Source organism: Pseudomonas sp. NPDC088322 (assembly GCF_044740745.1).
Taxonomy (GTDB): domain Bacteria; phylum Pseudomonadota; class Gammaproteobacteria; order Pseudomonadales; family Pseudomonadaceae; genus Aquipseudomonas; species Aquipseudomonas shirazensis.
The window spans coordinates 31912-48743 of record NZ_JBIURK010000003.1 but is presented as its reverse complement, the minus strand read 5'-3'; the positions used below and the strand labels follow the sequence as shown (position 1 = coordinate 48743).

At 65.2% G+C, this 16832-nt stretch carries 12 protein-coding genes; 8 read left to right on the top strand and 4 right to left on the bottom strand.

All coding sequences use genetic code 11. The features are described 5' to 3' along the window. Positions 1–160: 160 nt before the first annotated feature. The gene (locus ACIOAU_RS07860) at positions 161–1498 is read right to left on the bottom strand and encodes an MATE family efflux transporter (RefSeq protein WP_401181198.1); all 1338 of its coding nucleotides are present in this window, start codon (positions 1496–1498) and stop codon (positions 161–163) included. A gap of 178 nt (positions 1499–1676) precedes the next feature. On the opposite strand from ACIOAU_RS07860, the gene ACIOAU_RS07855 reads away from it, so the two are divergent. Beyond that, positions 1677–6578, top strand: coding sequence for an alpha-2-macroglobulin family protein (locus ACIOAU_RS07855; protein ID WP_401181196.1), 4902 nt, complete (start codon positions 1677–1679; stop codon positions 6576–6578). A gap of 162 nt (positions 6579–6740) precedes the next feature. On the opposite strand, the gene ACIOAU_RS07850 is transcribed toward ACIOAU_RS07855, so the two are convergent. After that, positions 6741–7034: a hypothetical protein gene (locus ACIOAU_RS07850; protein ID WP_101316104.1), complete on the bottom strand. Its 294-nt coding sequence runs from the start codon at positions 7032–7034 to the stop codon at positions 6741–6743. A 59-nt stretch (positions 7035–7093) separates the two neighbouring features. Here ACIOAU_RS07850 and pbpC point away from each other — a divergent pair, with 59 nt between their 5' ends. Beyond that, the gene (gene pbpC / locus ACIOAU_RS07845) at positions 7094–9454 is read left to right on the top strand and encodes a peptidoglycan glycosyltransferase PbpC (protein WP_401181193.1); all 2361 of its coding nucleotides are present in this window, start codon (positions 7094–7096) and stop codon (positions 9452–9454) included. A 50-nt stretch (positions 9455–9504) separates the two neighbouring features. Here the strand turns inward: pbpC and ACIOAU_RS07840 are convergent, their stop codons facing one another. Together ACIOAU_RS07840 and ACIOAU_RS07835 are read right to left on the bottom strand one after the other, a co-directional pair. Next, positions 9505–9912, bottom strand: coding sequence for a response regulator (locus ACIOAU_RS07840; RefSeq protein ID WP_101316108.1), 408 nt, complete (start codon positions 9910–9912; stop codon positions 9505–9507). 52 nt (positions 9913–9964) lie between these two features. After that, positions 9965–10147, bottom strand: coding sequence for a Flp family type IVb pilin (locus tag ACIOAU_RS07835; RefSeq protein WP_101316110.1), 183 nt, complete (start codon positions 10145–10147; stop codon positions 9965–9967). A 286-nt stretch (positions 10148–10433) separates the two neighbouring features. On the opposite strand from ACIOAU_RS07835, the gene cpaB reads away from it, so the two are divergent. From cpaB to ACIOAU_RS07805, 6 genes are read left to right on the top strand one after another with little or no spacing between them, the layout of a single operon-like run. Then, on the top strand, positions 10434–11369 hold the full coding sequence (cpaB, locus tag ACIOAU_RS07830; RefSeq protein ID WP_188035262.1) for a Flp pilus assembly protein CpaB: 936 nt from the start codon (positions 10434–10436) through the stop codon (positions 11367–11369). 18 nt (positions 11370–11387) lie between these two features. Next, positions 11388–12620 carry a type II and III secretion system protein family protein gene (locus ACIOAU_RS07825; protein WP_188035263.1) on the top strand — a complete coding sequence of 411 codons (1233 nt, stop codon included), beginning with the start codon at positions 11388–11390 and terminating at the stop codon, positions 12618–12620. Then, positions 12617–13807, top strand: coding sequence for a pilus assembly protein (locus ACIOAU_RS07820; RefSeq protein WP_101316116.1), 1191 nt, complete (start codon positions 12617–12619; stop codon positions 13805–13807). The genes ACIOAU_RS07825 and ACIOAU_RS07820 overlap by 4 nt, the downstream gene beginning before the upstream one ends. After that, the gene (locus ACIOAU_RS07815; protein ID WP_401181188.1) at positions 13804–15060 is read left to right on the top strand and encodes a CpaF family protein; all 1257 of its coding nucleotides are present in this window, start codon (positions 13804–13806) and stop codon (positions 15058–15060) included. Before ACIOAU_RS07820 ends, ACIOAU_RS07815 begins: the two co-directional genes overlap by 4 nt. After that, positions 15057–15938, top strand: a complete 882-nt coding sequence (locus ACIOAU_RS07810) for a type II secretion system F family protein (protein ID WP_401181186.1) — start codon at positions 15057–15059, stop codon at positions 15936–15938. The genes ACIOAU_RS07815 and ACIOAU_RS07810 overlap by 4 nt, the downstream gene beginning before the upstream one ends. Next, on the top strand, positions 15935–16828 hold the full coding sequence (locus ACIOAU_RS07805; RefSeq protein ID WP_188035266.1) for a type II secretion system F family protein: 894 nt from the start codon (positions 15935–15937) through the stop codon (positions 16826–16828). Before ACIOAU_RS07810 ends, ACIOAU_RS07805 begins: the two co-directional genes overlap by 4 nt. Positions 16829–16832: the final 4 nt, after the last annotated feature.

Below are 16832 nucleotides of genomic sequence, written 5' to 3'. Positions count from 1 at the left end.
GCGACCCTTCGCGGGCAAGCCCGCTCCCACAGGGCTGTATGTGACCCCTGTGGGAGCGGGTTCACCCGCGAAGGGCCGCAGAGCGGCCCCAGCTTTACTCGGCCAGCGCCCTGGTGGATATGGTCATCCTCGAATTGGCCGTTGAAAAGATCGCCCTAAATCACCCCAACCACCGCCCCTCTCGCTGCATCCGCCAGCCAACCCACCCCAGCGTCACCCCGCGCAACGCCATGAACCCAAGAAACGCCAGCCACAATCCATGATTGCCATACCCGCTGGCCATCCACGCCAATGGCGCCGCCAGCAGCAAGCTCAGCAGCATCGCATTGCGCATCTCACGCGCGCGGGTCGCGCCGATGAACAGGCCGTCGAGCAAGTAGCTCCACACGGCAATCAGCGGCAGCACTGCCAGGTACGACAGGTACGGATAGGCCGCCTCGCGCACGCTGGCGATGTCGGTTTGCAGGTTGATGAACAAATGCCCGCCGAGCAGAAACAGCCCGGCAAAACCAATACTGACAATCAGCGACCAGCCGCCGGCGACTACCAGCGAGCGGCGCAGGGTCTGCCGGTCGCGGGCGCCGATGGCGTGACCACACAGCGCTTCAACCGCATGGGCGAGCCCGTCGAGGGCATAGGCAGTCAGCAACAGGCCATTGAGCAGCAGGGCATTGGCCGCCACCGTCGCTTCACCGAGGCGTGCGCCTTGCACCGTCAGCAGCAGGAACACCAGCTGCAACGCCAGGCTGCGCAGGAAGATATCGCGGTTGACCGAAAGCAGCGGCCGCCAGGCCTGCCAGCGGCGCAGTGCCGCCCAGGCGAGCTGCCCAGGATAGCGGCGTAACGCCGGTCGGGTCAGAGCCAGGCCGAGCAGGGCGGCGCTCCATTCGGAAATCACCGAAGCCCGCGCCGAGCCAATCACGCCCCAGTCCAGGCCCAGCACGAACCACAGATTGAGCGCGATGTTGAGCAGGTTGGTGGTCAGCAGGATCGCCAACGGCGCGCGCGCGTTCTGCGTGCCAAGAAACCAGCCGACCAGGGCGTAACTGGCCAAGGCTGCCGGCAAACCGAGCAACCGAGTGTGGAAGAAATCTTCGGTGGACTGATGCAGCGCCGCACTTGGGTTGATTACCTGCAACGCCAGTTGGCTGAAGGGTAGTGCCAACACCCCGATCAGCGCGGCAAAACCCAGCGCCAGCAGCAATCCCTGCACCAGCACTTGGCGTAGCGCCGCGCCATCGTTGCGCCCGGCGGCCTGGGCGGCGAAGCCCGTGGAGCCCATGCGCAGGAAGCCCATCAAACCCACCATGAAGGTGAACAAGGTCGCGCCCACGGCCACCGCGCCGAGCTGATGCGCATGCGGCAGGTGGCCAATCACCGTGCTGTCGACCAATGCAACCAACGGCACCGAGATGTTCGAGAGGATCATCGGTGCGGCCAGCGCCCAGACCTTGCGGTGGGTCAGGTGGTGGCGCCAGTCGGCGGACAGCGGGGGCATACGGACTCCTGTTGCGATCAAGGCTGAGATTGGCGGGGCGCCGTCGAGGCTATTCTAGCGAGCTGCCCGGCCGCCCGTGCGAACAAGCTCGCAGTTACCACGCGACAGCAGGTAAGCCGCTGGCCGTTGCGCTATAGTTGCAGGCCTCAAGAACACGCTGCCCAAGAGTCTTCTCTCCATGTTCAACAAAGGATTGTTGCTGGCCTGCGCGCTGGCATTGCTCAGTGCCTGTGATTCCTCGTCGAAGGACACCACTGCCGCTGTCGAAAAGCCTGCGGCAACTGCGCCGGCCGAAGCCAAGGCCGCCAAACGGGAAGACCCGGCAGTGCTCGCCAAGCGCTACGCAGGCCGCGAGCTGACCGTGCTCGATGTCTCGGAAACCCAGCTCGACGGCGCCAGCGCGCTGTCGATCAGTTTCTCGGCGCCGCTCGATGCCAAGCAGGACTTCGCCAGCAAGGTGCACCTGGTCGACACCGTCAAAGGCAAGGTGGACGGCGGCTGGGAGCTTTCCGACAACCAGATGGAATTGCGCCTGCGCCACCTTGAACCGCAGCGCAAGCTGGTGCTGACCCTGGACAAGGGCCTGCTCGCGGTGAATGGCAACAGCCTCGCGGCCGAGTCGGTCAGCCGCCTGGAAACCCGCGACATGCAGGCCACCATCGGCTTTGCCAGCCGAGGCTCGTTGCTGCCGACGCGCCTGGCCGAAGGCCTGCCGGTGATTGCCCTGAACGTCGACAAGGTCGATGTCGAGTTCTTCCGCATCAAGCCGGAGATGCTCTCGACCTTTTTGGCCAACTGGGGCCGCAACAGCAGCCTGTACTACTACCAGTCCAAAGAAACCCTGGACATGGCCGAGTTGGTCTACGGCGGGCGCTTCGACCTCAACCCTGCCCGCAACACCCGCGAGACTGTGTTGCTGCCGATTGCCGGGATCAAGCCACTGCAGGAGCCAGGCGTATACCTGGCGGTGATGCGTGCATCTGGCACCTATGACTATTCCCAGCCAGCAACCCTGTTCACCCTGAGTGATATCGGCGTCTCGGCGCACCGTTACCGTGACCGCCTGGATGTGTTCGCCCAGGCACTGGAAGGCGGCAAGGCGCTCAGTGGCGTCAACCTCGAACTGCACGACGACAAGGGCAAGCTGCTGGCTCAGGCCAAGACCGACAGTGACGGCCATGCCCAGCTGCCGATCACCGACAAGGCCGATACCCTGATCGCCACCCAGGGCGTGCACACCACTCTATTGCGGCTCAATACCGCCGCCCTCGACCTGGCCGAGTTCGACATCACCGGGCCGCAGGCCAACCCGCTGCAGTTCTTCGTGTTCGGCCCGCGTGACCTCTATCGCCCGGGCGAGACCGTGCTGCTCAATGGCCTGTTGCGTGATCAGGATGGCAAGCCGGTCAAGGCGCAGCCAGTCAGCGTCGAGGTGCGCCGGCCAGATGAGCAGGTCAGCCGCAAGTTCGTCTGGGAGGCCGATGCCAATGGCCTCTATCAATATCAGCTGCAACTGGCGAGCGAGGCACCGACCGGTCGCTGGCAGTTGCTGCTCGATCTCGGCGGTGGCCGTAAGCAGGTTTTCGAGATCCTCGTCGAAGACTTCCTGCCCGAGCGTCTGGCGCTTGAACTCAAGGGCAGCGCCACGCCGCTGAGCCCCGAGCAGACCGCGCAGATCAAAGTCAATGGCCGCTACCTGTATGGCGCCCCGGCAGCGGGCAACCGCCTCAGTGGCCAGGCCTACGTGCGGCCGCTGCGTGAAGCAGTGCCGGCGTTGCCCGGCTACCAGTTCGGGTCGATCACCGAAACCGAGCTGAGTCAGGATCTGGAGCTGGACGAAGTCACCCTCGACCAGGCCGGCAAGGCCACCATCGACATCGAAAGCCGCTGGAGCGAGGCCCGTTCGCCGCTGCAGTTGAGTGTGCAGGCCAGCCTGCAGGAGTCCGGCGGCCGACCGATTACCCGCCGCCTTGAGCAACCGATCTGGCCGGCCGAGCGCCTGCCTGGCCTGCGCGGTTTGTTCGACGGTGAAGAAACCGATGGCGATGGCCCGGTCGAATTCGAAGTGCTGGTAGCCGACCGCAACGGTGCCAAGCTGGCCGCCGACGACCTCAAGGTGCGGCTGATCCGTGAGCGCCGCGACTACTACTGGAACTACTCGCAGAGCGACGGCTGGAGCTACAACTACAACGAGAAGTACCTGACTCAGAGCGAAGAGACCGTCAGCGTCAAAGCCGGCTCCACCGCCAAGCTGAACTTCCAGGTCGAGTGGGGCCCGTACCGGGTCGAGGTTGAAGACCCGCAGACCGGGCTGGTGTCCAGTGCACGCTTCTGGGCCGGTTACCGCGCTCAGGACAATGCCGAAGGCGGCGCGGTGCGCCCGGATCAGGTCAAGCTGGCCCTGGACAAACCGTCCTATGCCGACGGCGCCACGGCCAAGGTCACGGTCACGCCGCCTGCAGCCGGCAGCGGCTACCTGATGATCGAATCCAGCGATGGCCCGCTGTGGTGGCAGGAAATCGACGTGCCCGCCGAAGGCAAGACCTTCGACGTGCAGTTGGACAAGAAGTGGGCGCGGCACGACCTGTACATCAGTGCGCTGGTGATTCGGCCAGGTGAGCGCAAGGCCAACGCCACGCCAAAACGGGCGGTCGGCGTGCTCCATATGCCACTGGATCGGACCGAGCGCAAGCTGGCCCTGACCCTGCAGACGCCCGAGAAGATGCGCCCCAAGCAGCCTTTGACGGTCAAGTTCAAGGCTACCGCTGCCGACGGCAGCGTGCCTAAACAGGTGCATGTGCTGCTCAGCGCAGTGGATGTCGGCATCCTCAATATCACCGACTTCAAGACCCCTGATCCTTTCGCCAGCCTGTTCGGGCGCAAGGCCTATGGTGCTGACCAACTGGATATCTATGGCCAGTTGATCGAAGCCGGGCAGGGCCGTCTGGCCAGCCTGGCCTTTGGTGGTGACGCCGCGCTGGCCAAGGGCGGCAAGCGGCCCAATACCACGGTGACCATCGTTGCCCAGCAGAGCCTGCCGGTGACCCTCAACGACAAGGGCGAGGGCGAAGCATCGGTCGATATCCCCGACTTCAACGGTGAACTGCGGATCATGGCCCAGGCCTGGAACGACGAGCAGTTCGGCATGGCCGAAGGCAAGACCGTGGTCGCCGCGCCGCTGATCGCCGAGCTGTCGGCACCGCGCTTCCTCGCCGGTGGTGACCGCACCAGCCTGGCGCTGGATCTGGCCAACCTGTCCGGGCGCGCTCAGCAGCTGACGGTCGAACTCAGCGGCGAAGGCCAGTTGAGCCTGGCGGCCGGCAGTCAGCAGAATGTTGCCCTGGCCGAGGGCCAGCGCAAGACGCTGATGATCCCGGTGCAGGCCTTGGGCGGTCTCGGCCAGGGCACCCTGCGCGTGCGTGTCAACGGCCTGCAACTACCGGCTGAAGCCGCCAGCAGCTTTGAGCGTGAGTGGAAACTGGGCGTGCGCCCGGCTTATCCGGCGATGCTCAAACACTACCGCGTGGCACTCAAGGATCAGCCGTGGAGCCTGCCGGAGAGCGATCTGGCTGAGTTCGAGCCGGCCGGTCTTGAGGCCAGCCTGGCCCTGTCGAGCCGGCCGCCGCTGAACCTGGCCGAGCAGATCCGTGCGCTCGAGGCCTATCCCTATGGTTGCCTGGAACAGACCACCAGCGGCCTGTACCCGTCGCTCTATGCCGATGCCGAAAGTCTCAAACGCCTCGGCATCAAGGGCGAGCCTGCCGATGTGCGTAAGCGCAAGATCGAGATGGGCATCGAGCATCTGTTGGGCATGCAGCGCTACAACGGTGGCTTTGGCCTGTGGAGCTCCGACAGTGAAGAAGAATACTGGCTGACCGCCTATGTCACCGACTTCCTCCTGCGTGCTCGCGAGCAGGGCTATGGCGTGCCGGCCGAAGCGCTGAAAAAGGCCAACGAGCGGCTGCTGCGGTACTTGCAGGAGCGCAATATGATCGAGGTCAACTACAGCGACAACGCCGAGCACACCCGCTTTGCCGTGCAAGCCTACGCCGCCTTGGTACTGGCGCGCAGTCAGCAGGCGCCGCTGGGTGCCCTGCGCGCAGTGTTCGAGCGCCGTAGCGATTCCCGTTCCGGTCTGCCGCTGGTGCAGTTGGCGGTGGCACTGGACAAGATGGGCGACAAGCCACGTGCTCAGCAAGCGCTGCAAGCGGGCCTGGCGATCAGCCGCGGCAAGGGCTGGATGGCCGATTACGGCAGTGCAGTGCGTGACCAGGCGTTGATCCTCGCCTTGCTCCAGGAAAACAACCTGGCCACCAATCAGGTCGATCAGCGCCTGTTTGCCTTGTCTGACGAACTGGCCGCCAACCGCTGGTTGTCGACCCAGGAGCGCAATGCGCTGTTCCTCGCGGGCCGCGGCCTGCTGGGTAAACCTGAAGGCAAGTGGCAGGCGCGGCTGGACAGCGCCGGCGAGGTGCGCGAGTTCAACAACGTCGAATCGGGGATGAAGCTCGAAGGGCCGTTACTGGCATCGCCGCTGACCTTGCAGAACCAGGGCAGCGACACCCTTTATCAGCAACTGACCCTGTCCGGTTACCCGCGCCAGGCGCCGCCGGCCAGCAGTAACGGTATGGAAATCCGCCGCGAGTACCTGGGCATGAACGGTCAGCCGCTGGATCTGCGCAATCTGCGTAGCGGTGAGCTGGTGCTGGTGCACCTGGCCTTGCGTGCTTCGACCCAGGTGCCGGACGCATTGGTGGTTGACCTGCTGCCGGCGGGCCTTGAGCTGGAAAACCAGAACCTGGCGCAGAGCGCAGCCAGCCTGGACAACGCCAGCAGTGCGGTGAAGGAATGGCGCGAGTCTATGCAGAACGCCAGCGTGGTGCATCAGGAGTACCGTGATGACCGCTATGTCGCTGCCCTGAAACTGGACAGCTACGGCACCACCCATCTGTTGTATCTGGCACGTGCCGTGACCCCGGGTACCTACCGGGTGCCGCCGCCGCAGGTTGAGTCGATGTATCGACCTAATCTGCAGGCGGTGGGTGAGAGTCAGGGGGATATGACCGTCAAGGGCCGCTGAGGCGGGCTTTGTGCCTGGCTCGAGATCGCTGGGGCTGCTTTGCAGCCCTTTCGCGACACAAGGCCGCTCCTACAAGGACCGCGCCGCCCGGGCGTCACGCGGTCTGTGTAGGAGCGGCCTTGTGTCGCGAAAGGAGGGCGCAGCCCTCCCGGCAATCTCCAGTCAATGAATGATCCAGCTCATGACCCACAAGCCGAGCACCAGCCAGATGATCCCGGCGATGATCGAGGCGCGCATGAACGCGCGGATTGCCGAGTACAACAGTAGCAAACCGACGATCAAGGCGAGGATGCTGACCAGCGAGGTATCCATGCCCAGCGTGCGCGCCAGCCCGTCGATGAAATTGCCGCCGGCATTGGCCAGCAGATTGAACAGCCCGCTCAAGCCATCGACAATGAAGCGGATCACCGCCCCCAGTGCCTGCCCCAGCCATTCAAAAAAACCTTCTACATGCATAGTCGCGTCCTGATGATCATTCCAAGGCTTTGGCCATTACCTGGCCAGGTCGGTTCCCCATGCCAAGCTTAATACGCCCGCGCCATCGTGCGCTGCGTGTATTGCAAACCAGTATTGCCGGTGCACTGCTGCTGGTCGGCCTGCTCTGGCTGGCCGATCGCATCTGGCCGTTGCCGATGCCGGCCGACGACCTTGCCCGGGTGGTCCTGGCCGAGGACGGTACGCCGCTCTGGCGCTTTGCCGATGCCGATGGCGTATGGCGTTATCCCGTCAGCCCCGATGAAGTGTCGCCGCTGTACCTGCAAGCGCTGCTGACCTACGAAGACCGCTGGTTCTATCGCCATCCCGGGGTCAACCCGCTGGCCCTGGCGCGGGCTGCCTGGCTCAACCTCAGCGGCGGCCGCGTGGTGTCCGGCGGCAGCACCCTGTCGATGCAGGTAGCGCGCCTGCTCGATCCGCATGAGCGGACCCTGGCTGGCAAGTCGCGACAACTGTGGCGCACGTTGCAGCTGGAATGGCACCTGTCGAAGCAGCAGATCCTGCAGATCTACCTGAACCGCGCTCCTTTCGGCGGCACCCTGCAAGGGGTGGCGGCGGCCAGCTGGGCTTATCTCGGCAAGTCACCGAAACAGCTCACCCCAGCCGAAGCCGCCTTGCTCGCGGTGCTGCCCCAGGCCCCCAGCCGGCTGCGCCCGGACCGTCATCCGCAGCGTGCGCAGCAGGCCCGCGACAAGGTCTTGCAGCGCCTCGGCGAGTATCAGGTATGGTCGGCTCAGCAAGTCGCCGAAGCCCGAGAAGAGCCGTTGCTGCTCGCCCCGCGGCAGGAGCCGGCACTGGCGCCGCTGCTGGCCCGCAGGCTGAACACGGCGAACAGCCCGCCGCTGATCCGCACCACCCTGGATGCCTCGCTACAGCGCCGGCTCGAAGACTTGCTGCTGGGCTGGCGCGCACGCCTGCCGGAGCGCACCTCGGCGGCGATTCTGGTGGTCGAGACACAAACCATGGCCACCCGTGCCTACATCGGCTCGATCGACATCGGCGATGCCCGCCGCTTTGGTCATGTCGATATGGTGCACGCCCTGCGCTCGCCCGGCTCGACCCTGAAACCGTTCCTGTATGGCATGGCCCTGGACGACGGCCTGATCCATTCCGAATCCCTTCTGCAGGATGTGCCGCGGCGCTATGGCGACTACAGGCCCGGCAACTTCTCGATGGGTTTCAGCGGCCCGGTGTCAGCCAGCTCGGCGCTGGCGTTGTCGCTCAACCTGCCCGCCGTGCAACTGCTCGAAGCCTACGGCCCCAAACGCTTTGCCGCGCAGATGCGCATGGGGGGTATGCCGTTGATACTGCCGCCACTGGCCGAGCCCAACCTGTCGCTTATCCTCGGTGGCGCCGGCAGTCGGCTGGAAGATCTGGTCGGCGGTTATGCAGCCTTGGCCCGGGCCGGGCAGAGTGCCCAGGTACGCCTGCAACCGCAGGATCCGCTGCTCGAACGGCGGCTGTTGTCGCCCGGTGCGGCGTGGATCATCCGGCGGATTCTCAGCGGCCAGGCACGGCCCGACCGCGATCCGCACGCCGAACTGGTGCAGCGCCCGCAACTGGCCTGGAAGACCGGCACCAGCTATGGCTTTCGAGATGCCTGGTCGGTCGGGGTCGGCCCGCGCTACCTGATCGGGGTATGGATCGGCCGCCCGGATGGCACCCCGGTGCCTGGCCAGTTCGGCCTGGCCTCGGCGGCGCCGCTGATGCTGCAAGTGCACGACCTGCTGAGCAACCGCGACAGCCAGCGCGGTATTCGCCCACCGGTGGAGCAGGTGCCGGCGTCGGTCGGGGTGGCCGCGATCTGCTGGCCGCTCGGCCAGCCCATGCCGCGCCAGGACGCTAACTGCCGGCGCCAGCGCTTCGCCTGGACCCTTGACGGCACCACGCCGCCGACCTTGCAGGCGGCAGACCAGCCGCTCGGCCTGGGCCTGCGCGACACGGTCTGGGTCAACCCGCAGGGGTTGCGCGTGGATGCCAGTTGCCCAGGTGCCACGGCGCAACAGATCGCGCTCTGGCCTGCGCCACTGGAACCTTGGCTGGCGCGGGTCGAACGGCGCGCGGCCCGGCTGCCGGCAATTGACCCGAGCTGCCCGCCGCAGGTGCCCGCCAGCGCGCCTCCGCTGTCGATCGTCGGCGTGCGCAACGGCGACAACCTGCGCCGCCCAAGGACCAGCAGCGAGCCGTTGCAACTCTATGTCTCGGCACTGGGCGGTGGTGGCCAACGCTGGTGGTTCCGCAACGGCCAGCCGCTGGGCGAAACGTCCGGTCAGGACAGCCTGCTGGTGCGCTTTGAGCAGGTCGGGCGGGTCGAACTGAGTGTTCTCGATGAAAGCGGCGAGACGGCGCGGGTGGAATTTCAGGTGGATGCCGGTGGCTGAGGGCTGATCAGCGTGCCGTACGGGTCATCGAAGGTATATCGGTCGCGGCGCTAGCCGACCGACTGCATGCGTGGCTTGGGGAACAGGTTATCCAGGGTTTCCAGCAGGCGGGCGTGATAGATCGGCTTGCGGAACAGGTCCAGCACATGCAGGCGCAGCAGGTCGCTGACATCGTCCATATCGGCATGCCCGGACATCACGATCACCGGCAGGTGCTGGCGGGCCGTGTGATCGCGCAGGCGTTTGATCAAGGCGATGCCGTTCTCCTCGGGCATGCGCAGGTCGGTGATCACCAGGGCCATGTCCGGGTGTTGGGTGAGCAGCACCAGCGCGGCCTTGACCGAGTTGGCGGTATGGCAGGTGAACCCCTCGTTCTCGAGCAACTCGGCCAGCTCCAGCAGGGCCTCTTCCTCATCGTCGACCAGAAGAATCTGTTGACGCAAGGAAGAAGTCAGCATGGAACGCTCCTGGTCGCTTGAGAGTGCGCAGCAGAATTGAGGGTTGGGCCACTCAACGGGTAATTGCAGTCTGGATGGTCGTCATCAAGGCCGTTACCTGGGTCGATATCGGCGTGACGAACGCCGCCAGCGCTACGGCCACCATCGCCGCGATCACTGCGTACTCGATACCCGAGGCGCCGTCCTTGCTTTCGATAAAGGTTTTGCAGCGGGTATAGATCTTCAACAGCAACATGGCACATCTCCTTGCGCGGTTGGCGCCGGTGGCGGGGCGGCGTGCAGTGATACCCCTTTGCCATCAGAGCATCGTCAAACTGTGCAGACCTGCAAATGTAAGAAGGCGTTAACTACAAAGTATTAGGTTTGAACAGCTGCGCTAAGCCCCTGTTTTTGTTCAGCGTCAATTTGTCGGCTGCAAATCTCCCCCCGTATTCATGGCGAAATAGCCGCTCTGCGCTACCGTGCAATAGCGAAATAGTTACTTTTGGCCATCATGGTTTTCCAGGGACAGGAGAGCGTTAATGAGCAGTCGCTTGACCATGATCCTCGCCGGTCTGTTCCTGCTGGCGGCACTGCTTGCCGGCTATTGGGGGCTGATGCTGAGCCGCCCGGCCGAGCCTGTCGCCGCACCGCCGGTGGTCGAGGCCAGTGCGCCGCCAGTAGCTGCTCCGGCGCCCGTAACCGTTCCGGAGCCTACGCGTTTCCCCATCGTGATCATGGCTCGGCAGGTCCCGGCCAACACCCCACTCACCGCTGAAGATGTGCTGATCGAGCGATTGCAGGTAGTCCCTGCTGGCGCCTTCAGCCAGCTCGACCAAGTGCTCGGGCGCAGCAGCGCGCGCCCCTTGCCGCAGGGTTTGTGGCTGGATGAACAAAGCTTTCAGAGTGGTGGCCCGCTGGCGCGGATGATCCGTCGACATGAGCGCGCCGTCGCGTTGGCGGTAGACGATGTGATCGGTGCGGCAGGGCAGTTGCGCCCGGGGGATTACGTCGATGTGCTGCTGTTTCTGCGCGAAGAAAACAACAACCCACAGGCGTCGGCTCAAGTCGTGCTGCCCGCGCTGCGGGTGCTCAGCGTCGGTGACCAGACCGGCCTGGCCAATGACGGCCGACCTGCGCAAAGCGCCGATGAGCAGCAGGCGCGGCGCGATGCGCTGGGCACGGGTGGCACGCGCACCGTGGCCCTGGCCGTGCCCGAGGCGCTGGCCAGCCGGCTGATGCTCGCCGCCCAGGCCGGCACCTTGCGCCTGGCAGTGCGCAGCGCCGATGAGCAGCTGCTGGCCGGCTATTGGGCCGAGCGCCAGGCCGAGTCGCAGTTGCAAAGCGCCAACCGCGAGCTGTTCCGGTTCAGTCAGTTGTCGCAGGTGCCGCCAGCCAAGGCCGCGCCCAGCGGCGCTGTGGCCGGCATGCAGATTATTCGTGGCGCCCACAACCAAGCGCCAGCAGACACCCCCTGACCCAGCAAGGATGCAGCCATGCGTAGTTCCTCGCGGTTATTCACTCCGTTGTGCCTGGCGTTGACGCTGCTCGGCGCCGCGCCTTGTGCGCAAGCGGCTGACAAAGGCTGTGCCGCGGTGGCCGAGTTGCCCTCGGTGATCGAGATGGACCAAGGCCTGCAGCAGGAGCTGCGTCTGCCGCTGGCCATCAGCCGGGTGGCCGTCGGCGAACCCAAGGTGGCCGACGTGCAGGCCAGCGGCCCGCGCGCGGTATTGCTGACGGCGCTGGCGCCTGGCAGCACCAGCCTGATGCTGTGGACTGCCTGCGCGGCGACGCCGCACCGGGCGATGTTGTTCGTCAAAGGCAGTGCCTCGGTGGACATGGCGCTGCCCTCGCAGGATGAGCAACTGCCGATCCAGGTACAGGCCGACATCCGCTTTGTCGAAGTGCATCGCAGCAAATACAAGGAAGCCGGCGCGCGGTTGTTCTTCAGTGGATCGAACAACAGCCTGATCGGCTCGCCAGGCAGTGTGCCGGGCGTCAATGTCTCGCCGGGCAACGTGCCGGTGGCGCGGCCGCTGATCCCGCTCAACGACAATGTCTTCAACATCGTCTGGGGTGGCGGCAGCAGCCGCTTTCTGGCAGCCATCAGCGCGCTGGAAAACAGCGGGTTCGCCTACACCCTGGCCCGTCCCAGCCTGACCGTGCTCAGCGGCCTGACCGCAAGTTTTCTCGCCGGTGGCGAAATCCCAATCCCGGTGCCGAGCGCCGGCAGCGACAACGTGTCGATCGAGTACAAGGAGTTCGGCGTGCGTCTGGCGCTGACGCCGACGGTGGTCAGCCGCGATCGCATCACCCTCAAGGTGGCACCCGAGGTCAGCGAGCTGGACTACAACAATGCCGTGAATATTGCCGGTACCTTGGTGCCCGGGCTGAGTGTGCGGCGTACCGACACCAGCATTTCGCTGGCCGATGGCGAGAGCTTCATCATCAGCGGGCTGGTCAGCAGCAATACCCGCTCCTCTGTAGACAAGCTGCCAGGACTCGGCAATCTGCCTGTGCTTGGTGCGTTCTTTCGTCAGTCGGCACTGGTGCGTGAAGAGACCGAACTGCTGATGATCGTCACCCCCCATCTGGTCCAGCCCCTGGCCGCCAACGCCCGACTGCCGGAGCTGCCCGGCGAAAGTCTGCGCAGTTACGACCCCAGCTGGGGCCGCTTGTTTTTCATGGAAAACGGCAACTTCGACGGCCGTAGCGGGTTATCACGATGACTGACAGCCTCAACCAGACCTATCTGGCGATCACCCGCAATGAAGAAGACCTGCACTGGTTGCAGGGCGCCTTGGCACCGCTCGGCCAGGTCATCGGCGCCAGCGGCGGCAGCCTCGATGAACTGCTGGCGCTGGTCGACGTGACCTTCAGCAACCTGGTGTTCATCGGCCTGGACCGTGAGCAGTTGGTCAACCAGTGCGCGCTGATCGAAGGCGTACTCGAGGCCAAGCCGATGCTGGCCATCGTTGCCCTTGGCGACGGCATGGACAACCAGCTGGTGTTGCACGCGATGCGCGCCGGAGCGCGTGACTTCGTTGCCTACGGCTCGCGCTCGAGTGAAGTTGCCGGGCTGGTGCGGCGCCTCGGCAAACGTCTGCCGGCGGTGTCCAGCAACCCCAGCCTGGGCGGCCTCACTGTGCTCTATGGTGCTCAGCGCGGCGCTGATGGGGCCTTGCTCACCACCCATCTGGCGCGGGTAGTCCAAGACAGCGGCCAGCAGACCCTGCTGCTCGACCTGGGCCTGCCGCGTGGCGACAGCCTGGCGCTGCTCGGGCTGGAAGCCTCGTTCTTTTTTGGCGACGCCTTGCGCCACCTGCGGCGCCTCGACACCTCATTGATCGACAGCGCCTTCAGCCGTGACAACAGCGGTCTGCGCATTCTGGCCTACGCCGACACCGACGAGCCCTTGCGTAATACCAGCGCCGCCGAGCTGTACATGCTGCTCAGCGCTCTGCGCCAGCACTTTCAGCATATCGTCGTCAACCTGACCGGGCAGGCCGACAGCGAAGCCCTGCGCACCATCATCAGCCACTGCGACAAGCTGATCGTGTATACCGACCAGAACATCCTCGACTGCCGGCGCAACCTGGACGTGCTCGATCAATGGCGCGACCGCGGCATCAAGCTGGAGCACGCCAGCCTGCTGGTCGACTGCTACCTGCGTAACCTGGCGCCGGATGCCGATGCCCTGGCCAAGCGCTATGGCTTACCGCTGCTCAAGGCACTGCCGTACAGCCCGGAGCTGCGCCTGAATGCCAAGAATCAGGGCTTGAGCCTGTTCGAGCTGGCCCCGCGCGAGGCCCTCACGCAAGCCTTGCACAGCCTTGGCGAGCGCCTGGCGCATCGCTCCGAGAGCCTTGAGCGACCGACCCTGACCTGGCTGCGCCGCCTGTGGTGGAGCAAATGAGCGGCGACGAACTGTTCGGCGGGCCACGCCATGCTGCAGCTGAACCGCAGGCGCTCAAGCGCGCCCTGCACCGGCATGTGATCGACAGCATCGAAGACAGCGGCCGTAGCCTGCTCGAAGGCGCCCGGCCGGCGCTGACCCAGTTCGTCTACGAGCAGGTCGGCGACTATGTCGCGCGCCTGCGCCTGGCCCTTTCGCGTTATGAAATGGAGCGCATGGCCGAGGAACTGGTCGATGAGCTGACCGGATATGGCCCGCTGGAGGTGCTGCTGCGCGACCCCAGCGTGACCGAAATTCTGGTCAACGGGCCGCACCGGGTATTTGTCGAACGCGCCGGTTTGCTGCAATTGACCGACCTGCGCTTCATCGATGCGCAGCATGTCGAGCGGGTCATGCAGCGCATTCTTGCGCCACTCGGGCGGCGCCTGGATGAATCATCGCCAATGGTTGATGCGCGCCTGCCGGATGGCAGCCGGGTCAACGCGATCATCCCGCCGGTGGCGCTGGATGGGCCGTGCCTGTCGATTCGCAAGTTTCGCAGCGACATGCTCAAGGGCGCCGACCTGCTCGCCACTCGGGCCATCGACCAGGCCATCTTCGACTTCCTCGAACGGGCGGTGCGCCGGCGCTGCAATATCCTCGTCAGCGGCGGTACCGGTACCGGCAAGACCACCCTGCTGAATATCCTCAGCCAGATGATCGCCCCGCAGGAGCGTCTGGTGACCATCGAGGATGTGGCCGAACTGCAATTGCATCACCCCCATGTGGTGCGCCTGGAGACGCGCCCGCCGAATGTCGAAGGGCATGGCGAGATCAAGTCCAGCGAGCTGATCCGCAACGCCCTGCGCATGCGCCCGGACCGCATCCTGCTTGGCGAGATCAGGGGCGGCGAAGTGCTCGACGTGCTGACCGCGATGAACACCGGGCATGACGGCTCGATGAGCACGGTGCACGCCAACACCGCCCAGGACGCCTTGCTGCGGCTGGAGACGCTGGTCGGCCTGAGTGGTCGGCAGATTGCCGAGAAGACCCTGCGCCAGATGATCTGCGCCGCGCTCGACGTGGTCATCCAGCTGACCCGCCTGGCCGATGGCCGGCGCTGTGTCAGCGAGGTGCTGGAAGTGGTCGGGGTGCGCGACGACGTCTACGTCACCAACACCCTGTTCCGCCTCGACCGGCGCGGCGGCGATGTGTTCTTGCGCGATGCGCCGAACCCCGCCGGGGCCAAGCTGCGCAACGACGGTGTGCTGTGAGCGGGGCGCTGCTGCTGGCCCTGTCGCCCCTGCTGCTGGGGGTGGCACTACTGCTGTTGCGCCAGGGCCTGTACAAGCGCGGCGAAGAGCGCACCTTGCTGCGCCTGGGCCGCGCCTTTCGCGCCGTGCACAGCAGCAAGGCCCGCCGTGACTGGTTTGATCCACTGCTGCAACGCGCAGGTTTCGACACCGCGCAGTTCAACCCCAAACCGTGGCTGCTGGGCTGGCTGGCCGGGGTGATCGTTGCGCAACTGGCAGCGGGCTGGACGGCGGCACTGATGCTTGCGCTGAGTGTGCCTGTGCTGGGTCGGCTGTACCTGAGCTGGCGTTATCGGCGCCGGGTGCGTTTGATCATCGAGCAACTGCCCGGCCTGCTCGACTACAGCGTGCGCAGCCTCAAGGCCGGCCGCACGCTCAATGACGCTGTGCTCGGCGGTATCGATGGTACGCGCGAGCCGTTGCAGTCGGCCATGCAGCGGGTGCGCCGCAATGTGCGCCTGGGGGTGGGCCTGGACGTTGCCGTAAGCGAGCTGGCCGAGCTGTATGACCAGGCCGAGTTGCGCCTGTTTGCCATGGGCCTGCGCATCAATCAGCAGTACGGCGGCAATGCCAGCGAGCTGATGGAAAACCTGATCAAGTTGATTCGCGAGCGTGAGCAGGGCGCACGCCAGCTCAAGGCAATGACCGGCGAAACCCGCGTGACGGCATGCATCCTCGGCGCGCTGCCGCTGACCATGGTCGGCTATTTCTTGCTCGGTAATCCCAGTTACCTGCTGGGCATGTGGCGCGACAGTCAGGGCCAGCTGCTGTTGTTGCTGGCATTTGCCCTGCAGCTGCTCGGCTGCCTGGTGTTGTGGCGCATGATGAGGAGCCTGTGAGCGCGGCCTGGCTGCTGTGCGCGCTGTGCCTGTTGGCCGGCTGCGGGCTGCTGGCTGCGCAGTTGCTGCGCCGGCTGCGCACGCGCTTGCTGATTGCCCGGCGCTTGCAGGGCCAGTTGGCGCGGCAGGAACGTTTTGGTGACTGGCTGCAATGGCTGGGTAGCAGTGGCCTGGGCCGGCGCCTGCAAAAGCTCGATGGCGAAACCCAGACCTTGCTCGATCGCCTGGGCTGGCGCCGCAGCCGCCAGCGCGCACTGTTTGCGGCGGTGCAACTGGGTCTGCCGCTGCTGGCGGTGGTGCTGGCGCTGCTGCTGCAGCATGGCGTGGACGGGGTTTGGGCTGGTCATTGGCTGGTGCTGCCGCTGTGCGCGTTGGGCCTGGGTTATCTGCTGCCCAAGCGATTTCTGGCGGTGGCCGCCGCGCGTCGTCAGCAGCGGATCGCCCACGAAATCAGCTTGCTGATCCCGTTGCTACGCATCCTCTTCGAGACCGGGCTGACCGTCGAGCAGGCGCTACGGGTGTTGAGCCAGGAAGGCCGCACGCTGGTGCCGCAGATCAGCGAAGAGTTGCGCCTGATTCTGCAGCGGGTCGACTCCGGCCTGACCCTGGCTGGCGAGCTGGAGAAAACCGCTAACCTGCTGGCCGTCGACGAGTTCAGCGACACCTGCGTGATTCTGCGCCAGCTGCTGGTACAGGGCAGCGGTGCGTTGAAGTCACTACTGGCACTGAAAACCCTGCTCGATGACCGGCGCCTGACACGCCTGCAAGAGCGTGTATCGAAGATGTCGGCAAAGATGTCGGCAGTGATGATGGTGTTTCTGTTCCCGGCCTTGCTGATCGTGCTGGCGGGGCCGGGTTTGACTGCGTTGGCACGGGCATTGGGCTCGTGAGGGG